Raw genomic sequence first — 16,292 nt, forward strand, 5'->3', positions numbered from 1 at the left:
CCGCCGACGAGGAGGGACGATGAAAACGACCGCGTTCTCACCTTCCGCCCGCCTGCGGCTCGCCGGGCCGCCGCCGCGCTAACTCCACCGGGATCTTCCGCCTGACGCCGTAAGCGGCCGTCCGCGCGGAGAGCGTCCTCGCGCCCGTGGTCCTCCCAACCCATGGTCCTCCGGGGTGTTCACACCCCGATCCGCCCCCATTTCCGTTCATCGCGCCGGCTGCGCGCGCCGCCCGTCCGTCGACGGACGCGGCCCCGCCGGCGCCCCGTTCGAGACCGTTCGTCATGACGGACCACTACGAGGACGAGGAAGAGAACCGCAAGCGGCTCCTCTCCAACCGCCAGGTGCTGGGCTTCATCTCCGGCTACTGGCGACGACGGCCCTGGCTGCTGGCCGGGGCCGTGGGACTGACCCTGGTCGCCATCGGGTTCGACCTCGCCCTGCCCTGGGCGGCGGGGCGGCTGGTGGACGCCGTGGCCGCCGGGCCTTCGGACCCCGATCCCGCCTGGCGGGCCTGGGCGCTGTTCGTGGGCGTCTACCTGGCCTTCTCGGTGATCCGGAACACCGCCATGCGGTTCCTGATCCCGATGTCGGCCAACAACATGAAGGACATGACCGACGACGCCTTCCGGCGCGTGCAGTCGTTCTCCGCCGACTGGCACGCCGACACCTTCGCCGGCGCGACGGTGCGGCGGCTGAGCCGGGCCATGTGGGGCTACGACACGGTGACCGACGCGGCCCTCATCTGGTTCGGCCCGTCGATCATCTTGCTGGTCGGCCTGTGCGGGATGATGCTGCTGCGCTGGCCGCCGGTGGGGATCTTCGCGCTCGCGGTGGTGGCGCTCTACATCGCCTCCAACATCGTGCTGACCTCGATCTACGCCCGGCCGTCGAACCAGCGGTCGGTGGCGCTGGACTCGCGGATCGGCGGGGCGCTGGCGGACTCGATCTCGTCGAACGCGACGGTGAAGTCCTTCGGGGCCGAGCCGCGCGAGGAGGGGCGGATCGCCGAGGTCACCGAGATGTGGCGCCGGGCGACGATCCGCAGCTGGCACCGGTTCACGGACCTCTGGCTGCTGCACAACCTCATGCTGGTGGCGCTGCAGGCGGGGCTGACCGGCATCCTGGTGTGGGAGTGGTCGCGCGGCCGGGCGGGGACCGGGGACCTGGCGTTCGCGATCACCGCCTTCATGCTGATGACCGGCTACCTGCGCAACATCGGCGAGAACATCCGCATGGCCCAGCGCGGGATGGACGACGTGGAGGACGTGGCCCGCTACGCCCGCATGCCGCCGCAGGTGATGGACGCCGCCGGCGCCGGCGACTTCCGCCCGCAACTGGGGCAGATCGTCTTCGATCGGGTGACCTTCCGCTACAAGTCGGCCGAGACGCCGCTCTACGACGGCTTCTCCCTGGCCATCGCGCCGGGCGAGCGGGTGGCGCTGGTGGGCGCGACGGGGGCGGGCAAGTCCACCTTCGTCAAGCTGATCCAGCGGCTCTACGACGTGGAGGGCGGACGGATCCTGATCGACGGCCAGGACGTGGCGGCGGTGACCCAGGGCTCTCTGCGGCGCGCCATCGCCGTGGTGCCGCAGGACCCGGCGCTGTTCCACCGCACGATCGCCGAGAACATCAGCTACGCCCGGCCGGGGGCGACTGAGGACGAGATCGTGCTGGCCGCCAGGCGGGCGCGGGCCCACGACTTCATCGCCCGACTGCCGAAGGGCTACGACACCCTGGTCGGCGAGCGGGGCGTCAAGCTGTCGGGCGGCGAGCGGCAGCGGGTGGCGATCGCCCGGGCCTTCCTGGCCGATGCGCCGATCCTGGTGCTGGACGAGGCGACCTCGTCGCTGGACGTGGAGACCGAGCGCCAGGTGCAGGCGGCCATGGAGGAGCTGATGGTCGGCCGCACGACCATCGTCATCGCCCACCGGCTGTCGACCATCCGCGGGGCCGACCGGATCCTGGTGTTCGAGAACGGCCGCATCGTCGAGGAGGGCCGCCACGCGGAGCTGGTCCGCCGAGGCGGCGCCTACGCCCGCCTGCACGCGGTGACGGAGGGGGTGGGGTGACCTGCCCCCTCTCCCGCCGGCGGCGGGAGAGGCGTTAGACCGCGTCGGCGAGGGCCTTGGCCAGGTCGCCCTTGGGGCGGACGTGGACTTTCTCCAGGCCAAGCCAGCCGGCCATGAGGCGCAGCTCGGCGGCAAGGCGCTGCGGGGTCTCGGCCGTCGCCCAGGGCTCCGCGTGGCTGGCCTGGACGAGCAGGGTCTGGGCCTTGCGGTCGGCCTTCAGGTCGACGCGGGCGGTGAGCGCGTCGCCCTCCAGGAACGGCAGGACGTAGTAGCCGTGCTGGCGCTTGTCGGCCGGGGTGTAGATCTCGATCCGGTAGCGGACGCCGAACATCCGCTCGGTGCGCTCGCGGAACCAGATCAGGTTGTCGAACGGGGAGAGCAGGGCGTGGGCCTCGACCCGGCGCGGCCGGCGGGCGGCGGGGTCGAGGTAGGCGGGCTCGCGCCAGCCCTTCACGGTGACGGGGACCAGAGCCCCGGCGTCCGCCAGTTCGGCGATCCGGGCGCGGGCCTCGGCGACGCCCAGACGGAAGTAGTCGCGCAGGTCCCGCTCGGTGGCGACGCCCATGGCCCGGGCGGCGGTCATGACCAGCTGGCGCTGGGCCTCCTCGCGGGGCGGGGTGGGGAGGTCGAGGATCTTCCGGGGGATCACCTTCTCCGGCAGGCCGTAGACCCGTTCGAAGGTGGAGCGACGGGTGGCGGTGGTCAGCTCGCCGGTCCAGAACAGGCACTCGACGGCGCGCTTGGCCTCGCTCCAGCCCCACCAGCCGCCCTGGCCCTTGTGGCCGAGCTCGAGCTCGGAGGCCGACAGCGGCCCGCGGGCGGCGATCTCGGCCAGCACCTTGTCCACGAAGTCGCGACGCTCGCGCAGGAAGCGGGCGATGCCCTTCCAGGTGCCCACCCCGTCGTGGGCGTCCTGCATGCGCCAGCGGAGCAGGGGATGGGCGGCGAGCGGCAGGAGGGAGGCCTCGTGCGCCCAGTATTCGAACAGCGGCCGCTTCTTCGCCCAGGCGAGCTCCTCGAGCAGCGGCCGGGGATAGGCGCCCAGCCTGGAGAAGGCCGGCAGGTAGTGGGTGCGCGAGACCACGTTGACCGAGTCGATCTGGACGACGCCCAGCCGCTCGATGGCCTTCAGGAGGTGGCGCTTGCCGGGCTCCGCCGGACGGGGCGTGGCGAAGCCCTGGGCGGCCAGCGCGATGCGGCGGGCCTCGCCCGCGGTCAGGGTGTCTCTCTTCAAGGCCGCCCGTCCCCGCCGGCTAAGTCGTCCATGGCACGATAGCGATCGAACAAACTCAGAACAAGCGTCGTAAACAGATGGTTAACGGCGGAGCCTCTCCCCTCGGCGGGCGCGGAACATTTGCGGATTCCGGCCTGGTTTCCCTAGCGTTCGAGCCGGCCGTCGGAGAGCGCCGCGGGCTCGAACGCGAACAGCACCTTCGGGTCGGGATCGGCGACGGCGTCGGCGATCTCCGGCGGGGCCAGCACCTTCAGCAGGTGGCGCATGATGTTGAGCCGGGCCTGCTTCTTCTTGTCGGTGTGGACGATGATCCAGGGCGCCTCGGGCGTGTGGGTGCGGCGGAGCATCTCGTCGCGCGCGGCGGTGTAGGCGTCCCACTTCTCTTGGGCGAGCGCGTCCAGCGGGCTGATCTTGAGCGCCTTCAGCGGATCGGTGGTGCGCGCCTCCAGGCGCCTGGCCTGCTCCTTGCGCGAGATGTCGAGCCACAGCTTGACGATCTGCACGCCCTCGCCGGTGAGCATGGCCTCGAAGGGGACCACGTCGCGCAGGAAGGCTTCCTGCTCGTCGGCTCCGGAGAAGCCCATGACGCGCTCGACGCCGGCGCGGTTGTACCAGGAGCGGTTGAAGATCACGAGCTCGCCGGCCGCCGGGAGGTGGCCCACGTAGCGCTGGAAGTACCACTGGGTGCGCTCGCGCTCGGTGGGCTTGGGAAGCGCCACGACGCGGGTCGAGCGGATCGACAGGTGCTCGACGACGCGCTTGATCGCCCCGTCCTTGCCGGCGGCGTCGCGGCCCTCGAAGATCACCAGGTCCTTCTCGCCGGCCTGGATGGCGTACTGCTGGAAGCGCACCAGGGCGACCTGCAGGGCCTCCACCTCGCGGTCGTAGTCGTCGTCCTTGGCCATGCGCTCTTCCCGATCCGTTGGTGGGCGCTAGAACGGCTGGATGATCCGGCTGTTCATTCCCGATGATCTCGCCCCCGGCGCCGAGCTTAGCCTGGACGAGGGGCAGAGCCGCTACCTGGCTTCGGTGATGCGCGCCAAGCCGGGCGACGAGCTGCGGGTGTTCAACGGCCGCGAGGGCGAATGGCGTGCGCTGGTGGCCCAGGTCGGCAAGCGCGCCGTGGTCCTGCAGGTCATCGACCCGGCCCGGCCGCAGGGCGAGGGGTCGGACCTCGACCTGGTGATCGCCCTGGTCAAGCGCGGGCCGCTGGAGACCATCGTCGAGAAGGCCGCCGAGCTCGGGGTCCGGCGCATCCGGCCGGTGATCACCGAGCGCACCAACGCCGACCACACCCGCGTGGACCGCCTGCGGGCCATCGCCACCGAGGCGGCCGAGCAGACCGGGCGGCTGGACGTGCCGGAGATCCTGGAGCCGGTGAAGCTGGAGAGGCTGATCGACGACTGGGAGGCCGGCCGGCGGCTGCTGTTCTGCGACGAGGCGGGGGACGCCAAACCGGTCGCCGAGGCGCTCGCGGGGCAGGCGCCCGGGCCCTGGGCGGTGCTGATCGGGCCGGAGGGCGGCTTCTCGCCGAGGGAGCGCGAGCGACTGCGGGGCCTGGCCTGCGCCACCGCGGCGAGCCTGGGCCCGCGGATCCTGCGCGCCGACACCGCGGCGATCGCGGCGCTGACCCTGTGGCAGGCCGCGCTCGGCGACTGGCGCGGCTAGTCGCCCTCGTAGACGCTTTCCTCGGGCGCGTCGGTGGGGCTCTCGAAGTCGAGGCGGTAGCCGTCCGGATCCCGGAGCGAGACGACCCACAGGCCGTTGCCGACGACCGGCCGCTCGACGGGCAGCCCCGCGGCGCGGGCCTCGCGCCAGACGGCCAGGGCGTCGCCGCACATGACGCAGATGGTGACGCCTGCGCCCGCCCCGGCGGGGACCGGTCGGACCTCGCCGTCGGCCGTGGTGAACTGCTGCAGCATCACGGCGACCGCGTCGCGCTGCAGCCAGCACCAGCGGATCTCGCCCGCTTCGGGCCACCAGTTGCGCCTCTCGAAGCCGAGCCGCTCCACATAGAAATCGAGCGAGGCCTGCAGGTCCGCCACATGGAAGAAGGGCACCGCCTGGCGCAGGTCGGCGGAGGGGGCGGGGGACGCGTACGCCTGGGACATGGGTTGCCTCCCTGGAAACGCCCCGGCACCTGACGCCTTCGCGCGCCGTCCGGCAAGGCTCTTGAGCGGCGCGGCAATTGCACCCATGTGACCTGACGACGTAAAGATTGCGGCCGCGCGGGACCTCGCCCACGCGATCCAAGGTTGGGCTGGGGAGGCTAATCCGATGGCAGAGGTCGCTTGCGACGACCGGCCCCTCGTGTTCGAGGATCTGGTTCGCTGGTTCGAGGTGGGCGCCAAGCCTGCCAATGAATGGCGGGTCGGCGCCGAGCACGAGAAGTTCGTGTTCCAGCTTGGGACGCATGCGCCGGTTCCGTACGAGCCGAACGGCATCAAGGCGCTGCTGGAAGGCCTGACCCGGTACGGCTGGAAGCCGGTCCACGAGGGCGAGAACGTGATCGCGCTGGAGCGCGGCATGGCCAACGTCAGCCTCGAGCCCGGCGGCCAGTTCGAGCTCTCCGGCGCGCCGCTGGAGACCATCCACGACATCTGCGAGGAGACCGGCGGCCACCTGCAGGAGGTGAAGGTCGTCGCCGACGAGCTGGGCCTGGGCTTCCTGGGCCTGGGCTTCACGCCGATCTGGACCCGCGAGCAGGTCCCGGTGATGCCCAAGGGCCGCTACAAGATCATGCGCGAGTACATGCCCAAGGTGGGCGGGCTCGGGCTCGACATGATGTTCCGCACCTGCACGGTGCAGGCGAACCTCGATTTCGGCTCGGAAGCCGACATGGTCGCCAAGTTCCGCACCAGCCTGGCCCTGCAGCCGATCGCCACGGCGCTGTTCGCCAATTCGCCGTTCCGGGAAGGCAAGCCCACGGGCCTCCTGTCGGCGCGGGCGAACGTGTGGACCGACACCGACCCGGACCGGACCGGCATGCTCGACTTCGTCTTCGAGGACGGCTTCGGCTACGAGACCTATGCCAACTATGCGCTCGACGTGCCGATGTACTTCGTCAAGCGCGACGGCAAGTACGTGGACGTCGCCGGCCGCTCGTTCCGCGACTTCATGGCCGGCAAGCTGCCGGAGCTGCCCGGCGACCGGCCGACGCTGAAGGACTGGGCGGACCACACCACCACCATCTTCCCCGAGGTGCGGCTGAAGCAGTACCTGGAGATGCGCGGCGCGGACTCCGGCCCGTGGAGCCGTCTCTGCGCGCTTCCGGCGCTGTGGATGGGCGTCCTCTACGACAGCGCCGCCCTGGCCGCGGCCTGGGACCTCTGCAAGGACTGGGAGACCCTCGACCACGAGCGCCTGCGCGCGGACGTCGCCCGCCTGGGCCTGAAGGCCGAGGTCGCCGGGCGCACGGTGCAGGACGTGGCCAAGGACATGCTGGCCATCGCCCGCGAGGGCCTGAAGCGCCGCAACCGCCTGTCCGGCGGCCTGGTCGACGAGAGCGGCTACCTGGGCGAGCTGATCGATATCGCCGAGAGCGGCGTCACCCCGGCCGAGCGCCTGCTGGAGCTCTACAACGGGCCGTGGCAGGGCGACGCAGGCAAGGTCTTCGAGGCCTTCGCCTACTAGCATGGGCGCCTGGGACGGCTCCTGCCACTGCGGCGCGGTGCGCTTCCGCGTCGTGGCCGAGGTCGAGGAGGTGACGAGCTGCGACTGCTCGCTGTGCAGCCGCCGCAACGCCCGCATGATCAAGGTCCCGGAAGCGGCGCTGACCTTGCTGGCCGGCGAGGAGGCGCTCGGCGAGTACCGCTGGAACACAGGGGTGGCGCGCCACTTCTTCTGCAGCCGGTGCGGGATCTACGTCTTCCACCGCAAGCGGGCCGCGCCCGACCACTACGGCGTCAATATCTTCTGCCTGGAGGGCTTCGACGCCTCCGCCTATCCGCACCGGGCGACCGAGGGCGTCGGCATGAGCGTGACCGCGCCCGACGCCCGCCCGGAGTGGCCGGGGCCGCGCGCGCCGGCCTAGCCCAGGAGCCAGCCGGCGGACAGGGACGTGGCCTGCACGCCGACAAGGACCAGCTGGCCGCCGCCGTCGAGGTCGAGCACCGCATCGGCGCCGTCCTGGCGGAGCTGGTAGCCGGTCCCAGGGGCCAGCCGCACGCGGTCGCCGGCCGCGGCGTCGAAATCCAGCACCAGGTCGCGGCCGCCGCCGGCCAGGGCGACGAACAGGTCCGCGCCGTCGCCGCCGGTGAGGGTGTCGTCGCCCAGATCGCCCATCAGCACGTCGTCGCCCGCGCCGCCGTCCAGGCGGTCGGCGTCCCTGCCGCCCTGCAGAACGTCGGTCCCGGCGTCCCCGGAGACGGTGTCGGACCCGGCGCCGCCGTGCAGGTAGTCGCCGCCCGCGCCGCCGGCGAGGAGATCGTTTCCGAGGTCGCCAAGCAGGGTGTCGTCACCCTCGCCGCCGTCCATCCGGTCGTCGCCGCGACCGCCGTGGGCCACGTCGTGGCCCGCATCGCCCGAGACGGTGTCGTTCCCGGCGTTGCCGTGCAGGTAGTCGCCGCCTTCGCCGCCGAACACCCGGTCGTCGCCGTCGTCGCCGAACAGGCGGTCGTCGCCCTCGGCGCTGCCGACCGTGTCATTTCCGCCGCCGCCATGCAGCTCGTCGTCGCCCTCGCCCAGGACGATGACCTGCGGATGGTTGTCGGCGAACACGGTCTGGGCGCCCTTGCCGCCGCCGATGATGACCTGGCCGGACACCACCGTCAGGCCGATGTTGTCGAGGTTGACCGCGGCGCCGGGCCGCAGACCGGTAGCGTCGAGCAGGAGGGCCGGCGACGCCTGGGCGCTGCCGGTGATCGCGAGCGGCTGCGGCAGGGGACCGAGCGGGTTCATCGTGGGCTGCACGACGAGCACGGACAGATCGTCGGGCCTGCCGGTGAGCCCCTGGAGGTACTGCGCCACCGCCCGCCGCAGCGCCTCCTCGGCGGCGATCTCCGCCATGCTTCGGACGATCACGGTCACCAGCTCGCCGCGCGTCAGGTCGTCCGTGAGGTGGAGCTCGCTCCCCATGCCCTTCGGCACCTTGAGAGTGGTGGTCCCGCCACCGACGCGAAGGTCGATGTGATCGGGATTGCCGCCCGACGCGGGACCGCCGTTCCCGATGACCGGGACCACCAGGATCTCGCGCGGCTCCAGGGGACCGGGGTTCTCCCTCAGCACCCGCTGGACAAGCACGCCGTCGATCACCGTCAACTCGGGCTCGGGCATTTCGCTCCAGCCCGGAACCGTCGTGGAGCTCTCCGCCGAGGCGTTGCCCGCCGCGTCCGTATAGGCGCCGGCCAGGACATCGAGGGTCGTGAACGTGACCCGGGCGTGGTCGATCACCACCTCAAGGGTGAAGACGCGCGGATTGGCCGTTGCGGCGAAGTTCTCCACCGTCGCCTGGTGCGGCGGCTGGATGTCGGCGGCCGAGAACCCCACCGGCGCCTCGTCGAAGGTGAGGGTGATCCGCAGCCGGCCCTCGTCGAGACGGATGGTTTCTGCGGTGAAGGTCGGGGCCCGGGTGTCGATCGTGAGGTTCAGGACGTCGGAGGGCGGGCTGTCCTCCCCGCCGTCGGTGACGACCGCGGTCAGGGCGTGGGCGCCCTCGGCGAGCGTGGGAAGGGTGACCGTCCAGGTGCCGCCCCCTGCCGCCGTCGTCTGGGCGACCTGGGTCGCGCCGTCATAGACGGTCACCTGGGTTCCGGCCGCCGCGACGCCGTTCAGGGTGGGCGTGGCGTCGCTCGTGATCTCGTCCTCGGCCACCCCGCTGTCGGAGGCGGGCGCCAGGTTCAGGGTGGGTTGGGCCGGCGCGGCCAAGGTCGAGCCGTCGCCCGTCATCGCAGCCACGGCCCCGAGGCCGGCCAAGTTCCCGTTCGCCATCATGTCCCCCCGTTCGACCGGGGACGCTGGGGAACCACAGCCGACTCTAAGCTGCGCCCCTCAAGGCCGAGCTTGGGCACCCTTCGCCTCTACTACAGGGCGGTGGGGGGAGAAAAGTCGTTACGCGGATAATCATGGGCGGGGCCGCTACCGGAGTCCGCCCTCCTCCGCGCCCGGCGTCTCGACATTGGGCTGCCAGTGTTCGCGCTGGGAGCGGCCATCGCCGGCGTCGGTGTGCTGGACGATCTCGTCCACGTCGACCTCGTGGCCGTCGTGGACCTCGGCGACATGGCGCGGGTTCACGGCGGCGTCGTCGACCTCATAGACCTCCACCTGGTCGGTGTAGAAGGCCAGCCGCTCGCCGATCTGGCCCACCGACGGGGCGGCGTCCTCGTAGGTCCAGACGGCGTTCTCGGCGAACTTCCCGTCCATCAGGATTGTGTAGTAGGCCGCGTCGCCCTTGTAGGGGCAGTGGGTCGTGCGGTCGGTGCGGCTCATGTACTCCATGGCCACGTCCTGACGCGGGAAATAGACGACCGGCGGGTAGTCCGCTTCGCGCAGGATCAGCGCATCGTTGGTGTCGGCGATCACGTGGCCGGCGAAGTAGGCGCGCCAGCGCTTCTTCGCGGGCTCGACGGTGATCGGATGGTCGGGGCCTGGGGTCAGCATGGCGTGGGGTCCTCCTCGTCAGGCTCAACGCCCGAGGGTTGCGCCAGGGTCCCGGGCGGGTAAAGGCACGCTTCCGCGAGGAGGCGCCCTCTTGCTTGTGCTTGGGGAGGGCGCGTGATTTTCTCCCCGCAAATCGGCGCGCCCGGGGCGAAAGACGTCCCAGGCCTTGGAAGCCATAGGGAAAACGGACGTCTACATGAACCTCATCGTGCTGCTCGGCATCGCGATCACGCTCATCACCGGCATACCGGTGCTGCTGCAGATGATGCGAAACCACCCCCGGGGCCTGATGGTCCTGTTCTTCGCCGAGATGTGGGAGCGCTTCTCCTACTACGGCATGCGCTCGATCCTGATCTTCTACCTGACGCAGCACCTGCTGTTCGACGACGCCACGGCGAACGCGCAGTACGGCTCCTACACCTCGCTCGTGTACCTGCTGCCGCTGCTGGGCGGCATCCTGGCCGACCGCTATCTCGGCACCCGCAAGGCGGTGGCGTTCGGCGCCCTGTTGCTGGTGGCCGGCCACCTGACCATGGCGGTCGAGGGCTCGCCCGCGCGGCAAACCCTGACCTACGCCGGCCAGAGCTACGAGGTCGTCGCGGAGGGCCGCATGGAGGAGCGCCAGGTGCGCCTGATGGTCGGCGGCCAGCCCTATGCGTTCGGCCCGGCCGAAGCCGGCGGCCTCGAGGTGAAGGGCCTGCCGGCCGGCGGACCGCTGCCGGCCGTGCTGCCGGAGGGCTCCTACGAGCTCGAGAACACCGTCGATCCCCTCGGCAAGAACGCCTTCTACCTGGCGGTGGCCCTGATCATCATGGGGGTCGGCTTCCTCAAGCCGAACATCTCGACGATTGTCGGACAGCTCTATCCGCAGGGCGACCCGCGCCGGGACTCCGGCTTCACGCTCTATTACTACGGCATCAACCTCGGGGCGTTCTGGGCCTCGGTGCTCTGCGGCCTGCTCGGCGCCACCTACGGCTGGTGGGCGGGCTTCGGCCTGGCCGGGATCGGCATGCTGGCCGGCTTCGTGGTCTTCGTGCTCGGCAAGAAGCACCTCCTGGGCAAGGGCGAACCGCCGAATCCGGAACTGCTGAAGAAGCCGCTGGCCGGTCCCGTCAACCGTGAGTGGGTGATCTACGGCCTGTCCATCCTCGGCGTGCTGCCGGTGTGGCTGCTGGTGCAGCGCAACGCCGTCGTCGGCATGGCGCTGGGCCTCTCCACCGTCCTGTCGTTCCTGGCGATCGCCTACATCATCGCCGTGGTCTGCAAGACCTGGGTGGAGCGCCAGCGGATGATGCTGGCGGTCGTGCTGATCCTGGGGGCGGTGGTGTTCTTCACCCTCTTCGAACAGGCCGGCACGTCGCTCAACCTGTTCGCCGCGCGCAACGTGAACCTGGTGGGCGTCACGGCGGCCCAGACGCAGTCGTTCAACGCCGGCTACATCCTGATCTTCGCCCCGATCTTCGCCGCGGCGTGGGCCTGGCTCGCCGCCCGCGGGCGCGATCCGAACCCGACGCTGAAGTTCGGCCTGGGCCTGATCCAGGTGGGCCTCGGCTTCATGGTGGTGGTCTGGGGCACCGGATTCGCCGACGAGCAGTACCGCCTGCCGATGGTGTTCCTGGCGCTGCTCTACCTGTTCCACACGACCGGCGAGCTGTTCCTGTCGCCCGTCGGCCTGTCCGAGATCACCAAGCTGTCGCTGGCCAAGGTGGTCTCCTTCATGATGGCCGTGTGGTTCCTGTCGTCGTCGGTGGCGCAGTACGTGGGCGGCTGGATCGCCGGCCTCGCCGGCACCCATACGGTGGGCGGCCAGGTGACCGACCCGGCGGCCGCGCTGCAGTCCTCGCTGACGGTGTTCAACATGCTGGGCCTCTGGGGGATCGGGATCGGCGTCGGCTTCATCGTGCTGAGCTTCTTCATCAAGGGCTGGGCGCACGGGGTGAACGATCCCTCCAACCACCCGCAGCCGGAGCCGATCGCGCCCGTGCTGGACGGCGAGCGTCAGGCGGTGAGCCCGGCGGCGATCCGGGCGGACCGGGAGGCCTAGGTCACGGGAGGCGCCCTTCTCCCTCGCGGAGAAGGGGCCCGCGCAGCGGGTCGGAGGAGGGTCGCACGAGAGATCGTGCGGCCCCTCTTCGTTTTGGCCTAGGCCCCGAAGGTCTTGCGCACGCGGACGTAGTACATGCGGCCGAAGCCCAGGTCGCGGTCGTCCGTGTAGAGGCGGGGCGAGGCGCCGCGGGGGCCGTCCCAGACCTGGCGGGTGAAGCGGATGCCGCGGCTGGTGACGTTGGGAAACTCGAAGCGGACGGCGAGGTCGGGCTGGAAGCGCTTCTCGATCCAGGGGCGGACATAGGCGTTGTGCAGCTTCACCTCGCGGATGGAGTCGAAGCGGTACGAGGTCTCCGTCCAGCCGGAATAGACGTCGACGCCGTAGCTCATCCGCCACTGCGGCAGGTCCTGGCTGTAGTTGATCTCCCACTCGGTGGGCCGGAGGTTGGAGATCCGGCGGCTCTCGAAGGTGGTGGGGTCGGTGACGTCCGACCAGCGGCGCGTGTACTGGCCCTTCAGCAGGGCGCCCTTCAGGCCCAGGCGGTCGAGCGGGGCGGTGAGGTTGACGATCGCCTCGTCCTTGGTCCCGTCGCCGATGTTCATCGGCGTGTCGAAGTAGCGGACGGTGACCGCTCCGGTGACGGGATCGACCTCGCGCCCTTCCACCGGGCCGCGGTCCACGACGTCGGTGAGCTCGGAGTGGCGGTAGGTGAGCACCAGCGTCGCGCCGAACAGGCGCTGCTCCAGGGCCGCCTCGGCGACCCAGGCCTGCTCCGGGTCGAGGTCGGGGTTGCCGGCGCTGACACCCGCGCCGGTGTTGAAGTCGGACGAGGCGACGAAGTCGTCGAAGTTGAGCTGGCCCACGACGCGCTCGAGGCGCATCCGGACCTGTGTGGCCGGCGCGGGGGCCCAGGTGAGGGCCAGGCGCGGCTTCAGGAACTTGAGGGTCTTCTCCAGCTCGACGTCGCCCTCGGACGAGATGCGCGAGGCCTCGAAGCGGACCCCGGCGTCCACCGTCCAGGCGGTGGTCGGGCGCCAGACGGCCTTGGCGAACACCTCGCCGCGCTTCTCCTCGACGTCCACATTGGCGGCGGGCAGGTCGACCGCGGCGCTGTTGACCATGAGGGCGGTGCGGCTCTCGAGCTCATTCAGGGCGGCCTCGCCGCCGGCCTCGAAGGAGAGGCGGTCGTTCAGCGTGTACTTGAGGACGCCGCGCCCGATGGTTTCGGCGGTGTCGCGCTGCAGGCGGAAGTCCTGGGTTCCGGAGAGGTCGCCGAAGATGGAGTTGATCTCCCGCTCGCGGTCCTGGCGCAGGCCGATCAGCTCGAGCTTGGTGCGGGCGCCGAAGTCGCGGTCCCACCGGGCCCCGAACTCCGTCTGGTCGGTGAGGTAGAGATCGTCGGTGGTCTCGACGCCGAGGGCGGCGGGCTCGAGGTAGCGGTTGTCCTCCTCGAACTTCCACTTCTCGTTGAAGTAGCGGGCGTTGAGGCCGAGCCGGCCGCCGGCCAGCGGCTGGCGGAAGGCGGCGGTGACGGTCTTCTGCAGGCCGTCGCTCTCGTTCTGGACGAAGGACCGGCGCAGGATCTCGCCGTTCGGGCCGATGCGGAACTGCGGACCGATGTTGCCGCCGTCGTCGTTGCCGTAGCCGTAGCGGGCCGAGCCCTCCCATTCGCGGCCGCCCGAGCCGCCGGACAGCTCCAGGCGCACGCCGTGCATGTTGCGGCCGTCGGACAGGTGGTTGTTGGCCACGGCGATCAGGCCGCGCAGGCCGGCCCCCGAGCGGCGCACGACGTTGGCGAGCACGGTCTTGCCCTGCATATCGATGCCCGGCGCGCCGCCGCGGATCAGATCGATGCGCTCCACCTGGCCCGCCGGAATCCGGCGCAGCATCTCCTCCAGATCGTCGGTCTTGCTGGTCGGCCGGCGGCCGTCGATCAGGACGTTGCCCGCCGCGCCCTCGAAGCCGCGGACGCTGTCGCCGGTCTCGACGGCGAAGCCCGGCAGGCGCAGCAGCATCTCGTGGGCGTTGGCCGGCTGCTGGGCGGCGAAGAAGGCGGGCGGATAGCTGATGACGCCTTCCTGCGGCGCGGCGACGGCTTCCGGCGTGGCGGCGGCGGCGGCCTGCGCGAGCATGTGGACGATCAGCATGTAACATTCCCTCCCAGCGATCGCGGGCAGGTGACCCGCGCCGTGGGGCCGAGGCCAATTAAATGGCCGTAAGGTGGATTAAATCGGGGACAGGTTTGCCCCGGTTCCGGCCTAGCCGCCGAAAGTCTTGCGGACGCGGACGTAGAAGACCCGGCCGAACTGGATGTCGCGGTCGTCCACGTACTCCAGCGGCGCGGATCCCCGCGGGCCGGCATAGCGGTAGCGCGTCCGGCGGAAGCCGCGCTCCGTCGCGTTCTGGATCTCCGCCCGCACGGTGATGTCCGGCCGGGCCTTCCAGTCCACGAACGGCGAGACGAAGGTCTTCAGCTTACGGACGTTCACCTCGTTGAACCGGTAGTAGGTCTCGCGCCAGGCGCCGTAGGCGTCGACGCCCCAGGTCAGGCGCCACTGGGGAACGTCGTGCGAGAAGTGGGCTTCCCAATCCAGGGGCCGCGAGCCGGAGATCGAGCGCTCCTCCCCGGTGGTGGGGTCAGTGACCTCGCTCCGACGCCAGGTGGACTGGCCGCGCAGCTGGGCGCGCTTCAGCCCGAATCCGTCGAGCGGCAGGGTGAGGCTGACCGCCACTTCCTGCTTCACGCCCGAGCCGATGTTGGCCGGCGCGTCGAAGGCCGCCCCGGAGCTCGTGAAGATCGGCGCGCGGTCGATCACGTCGCTGAGCTCGTAGTGGCGCAGGGTGAGCACCACGGCGCCCGAGCCCCAGAAGCGGCGCTCGGCGGCGGCCTCGGCCACCCAGGCCTGCTCGGGCTCCAGGTCCGGGTTGCCGGCCTGCACGTCGCCGCCTGTGTTGAATTCGGTGCTGGCGACGAAGTCGTCGAAATCGAGCTGGCCCACCTCGCGCTCGATGCGCAGCCGCAGCTGGGTGGCGGCGTCGGGGGCCCAGGTGGCGGCGAACCGGGGCTTGGTGAAGTAGAGCGTCTTCTCGAGCTCCACGTCGCCGTCCGAGGAGATCCGGGACGCCTCCTGGCGCACGCCGGCCTCGAAGCTCAGGCTGGGCCGCGCCTGCCAGGTGGCCTTGCCGAACAGCTCGCCGCGCTTCTCCTCCACCCGCACATTGGCGGCAGGCACGGGCTGCGGCTGGCCGTTCAGGGCATAGTCGGTCTCGCTCTCCAGCCAGTTGAACGCGCCCTCCGCGCCGGCCTCGAACGAGAGGCTGTCGGAGCGCCGGTGCTTCAGCACGGAGCGGGCGATGCTCTCGCCGGTCTGCTGGTCGAGGGTGAAGAAGACGGAGTCCGCGGGGGATCGGAAGGTCTCCCCGAAGTGCTCGTCCGCATTGCGCTGCAGGAGCACCGTCTCAAGGGACGTGCGCGGGCCGAAGCTGCGCGTGTAGCGCGCGCCGAGCTCGATCTCCTTCTCGTCCTCGCCCCACTGGTCGAACTCCTTCGCGACCGTCGGAAACTGCAGGTAGTTCTGCTCGTCGTAATTGAATTCGTTGAGGAACAGCCGCGCGTTCAGGCGCAGCTTGCCGTCGGCCAGCGGCGTCTCGTAGGCGCCGGTGAAGACGCCCTGGAACGTCACCGTACCCTCGGACTCGACGAAAGAGCGGATCAGCGGGCGGCCCTGGGCGTCGAGGCGGATGCGGGGGCCGTCGCCGGCGCCGTCGTCGACGCCCTGGGCCACCAGCATGCCGGCTTCCCACGCCCGTCCGTTCGATTCACCCGAGCCCTCCAGCCGGAACGCCGGCGTATTGCGCCCGTCGTCGGCGACATATTTGGTCGAGGCGGCGATCAGGCCGCGGAAGCCGGCGCCCTGCTTGCGGACGACGTTCACCAGGACGCTCTTGCCCTGCATGTCGATGCCCGGCGCGCCGCCGCGGATCAGCTCGATGCGCTCGACCTGGCTCGCCGGCAGGCGGGTGAGGATCTGGTCGAGACCGTCGCTCTTGGCGGCCGGGCGCTGGCCGTCGATCAGGACGTTGCCGGCGGCGCCCTCGAAGCCGCGGACGCTGTCGCCCTCGTCGAAGGTGAAGCCGGGGACCCTCTCCACCATCTCAAGCGCGTTGGTCGGCCGGAAGCTCTCGAAGAAGGCGGGCGGATAGGCGATGACGCCCTGCTGCGGCTGGGCGACGGCCTCCGGAACGGCGGCCGCAGCGGCCTGCGCCAGCACATGGATGAACAACATCGGTCTCTCCCCAAGGCGGGCAGGTGACCGGCGCAGGGGACCGCAGGCCAGTTAAA

General features: G+C 70.7%; 12 protein-coding genes. 5 read left to right on the top strand and 7 right to left on the bottom strand.

Annotated elements, in window-relative coordinates:
- The first annotated feature begins 284 nt into the window (after nucleotides 1-284).
- Nucleotides 285-2,072, top strand: a complete 1,788-nt coding sequence (locus VM685_RS10020) for an ABC transporter ATP-binding protein (protein WP_325460008.1) — start codon at nucleotides 285-287, stop codon at nucleotides 2,070-2,072.
- 34 nt (nucleotides 2,073-2,106) lie between these two features.
- Here the strand turns inward: VM685_RS10020 and VM685_RS10025 are convergent, their stop codons facing one another.
- Together VM685_RS10025 and ppk2 are read right to left on the bottom strand one after the other, a co-directional pair.
- A complete protein-coding gene (locus tag VM685_RS10025; RefSeq protein WP_325460009.1) occupies nucleotides 2,107-3,306 on the bottom strand; it encodes a winged helix-turn-helix domain-containing protein in 1,200 nt (399 codons plus the stop codon).
- A 143-nt stretch (nucleotides 3,307-3,449) separates the two neighbouring features.
- On the bottom strand, nucleotides 3,450-4,211 hold the full coding sequence (ppk2, locus tag VM685_RS10030) for a polyphosphate kinase 2 (protein WP_325460010.1): 762 nt from the start codon (nucleotides 4,209-4,211) through the stop codon (nucleotides 3,450-3,452).
- A 40-nt stretch (nucleotides 4,212-4,251) separates the two neighbouring features.
- Between ppk2 and VM685_RS10035 the strand changes: the two genes are divergently transcribed.
- On the top strand, nucleotides 4,252-4,974 hold the full coding sequence (locus tag VM685_RS10035; RefSeq protein ID WP_325460011.1) for a 16S rRNA (uracil(1498)-N(3))-methyltransferase: 723 nt from the start codon (nucleotides 4,252-4,254) through the stop codon (nucleotides 4,972-4,974).
- Here the strand turns inward: VM685_RS10035 and VM685_RS10040 are convergent.
- Nucleotides 4,971-5,417, bottom strand: coding sequence for a VOC family protein (locus VM685_RS10040; protein ID WP_325460012.1), 447 nt, complete (start codon nucleotides 5,415-5,417; stop codon nucleotides 4,971-4,973). The genes VM685_RS10035 and VM685_RS10040 overlap by 4 nt on opposite strands.
- A 166-nt stretch (nucleotides 5,418-5,583) precedes the next feature.
- On the opposite strand from VM685_RS10040, the gene VM685_RS10045 reads away from it, so the two are divergent.
- On the top strand, nucleotides 5,584-6,939 hold the full coding sequence (locus VM685_RS10045) for a glutamate--cysteine ligase (protein ID WP_325460013.1): 1,356 nt from the start codon (nucleotides 5,584-5,586) through the stop codon (nucleotides 6,937-6,939).
- A 1-nt stretch (nucleotide 6,940) separates the two neighbouring features.
- Nucleotides 6,941-7,339, top strand: coding sequence for a GFA family protein (locus VM685_RS10050; RefSeq protein WP_325460014.1), 399 nt, complete (start codon nucleotides 6,941-6,943; stop codon nucleotides 7,337-7,339).
- Here the strand turns inward: VM685_RS10050 and VM685_RS10055 are convergent.
- Both VM685_RS10055 and VM685_RS10060 read right to left on the bottom strand, forming a co-directional pair.
- Nucleotides 7,336-9,192 (bottom strand): Ig-like domain-containing protein, encoded by a 1,857-nt coding sequence (locus VM685_RS10055; protein ID WP_325460371.1) that lies wholly within the window; start codon nucleotides 9,190-9,192, stop codon nucleotides 7,336-7,338. The two genes, VM685_RS10050 and VM685_RS10055, sit on opposite strands and share 4 nt — an antisense overlap.
- Before the next feature lie 189 nt (nucleotides 9,193-9,381).
- Nucleotides 9,382-9,903 (bottom strand): DUF427 domain-containing protein, encoded by a 522-nt coding sequence (locus VM685_RS10060; RefSeq protein WP_325460015.1) that lies wholly within the window; start codon nucleotides 9,901-9,903, stop codon nucleotides 9,382-9,384.
- Nucleotides 9,904-10,099: 196 nt separating this feature from the next.
- On the opposite strand from VM685_RS10060, the gene VM685_RS10065 reads away from it, so the two are divergent.
- Complete coding sequence (locus VM685_RS10065) at nucleotides 10,100-11,947, top strand: oligopeptide:H+ symporter (RefSeq protein WP_325460016.1); 1,848 nt, start codon at nucleotides 10,100-10,102, stop codon at nucleotides 11,945-11,947.
- 98 nt (nucleotides 11,948-12,045) lie between these two features.
- Here the strand turns inward: VM685_RS10065 and VM685_RS10070 are convergent, their stop codons facing one another.
- Together VM685_RS10070 and VM685_RS10075 are read right to left on the bottom strand one after the other, a co-directional pair.
- Nucleotides 12,046-14,097, bottom strand: coding sequence for a TonB-dependent receptor plug domain-containing protein (locus VM685_RS10070; protein ID WP_325460017.1), 2,052 nt, complete (start codon nucleotides 14,095-14,097; stop codon nucleotides 12,046-12,048).
- Between the two features lie 111 nt (nucleotides 14,098-14,208).
- Entirely contained in the window at nucleotides 14,209-16,236 is a 2,028-nt protein-coding gene (locus VM685_RS10075) for a TonB-dependent receptor plug domain-containing protein (RefSeq protein WP_325460018.1), read from the bottom strand.
- Nucleotides 16,237-16,292 lie beyond the last annotated feature (56 nt).

The sequence above is a fragment of the Phenylobacterium sp. genome (assembly GCF_035539035.1).
Taxonomy (GTDB): Bacteria; Pseudomonadota; Alphaproteobacteria; order Caulobacterales; family Caulobacteraceae; genus Phenylobacterium.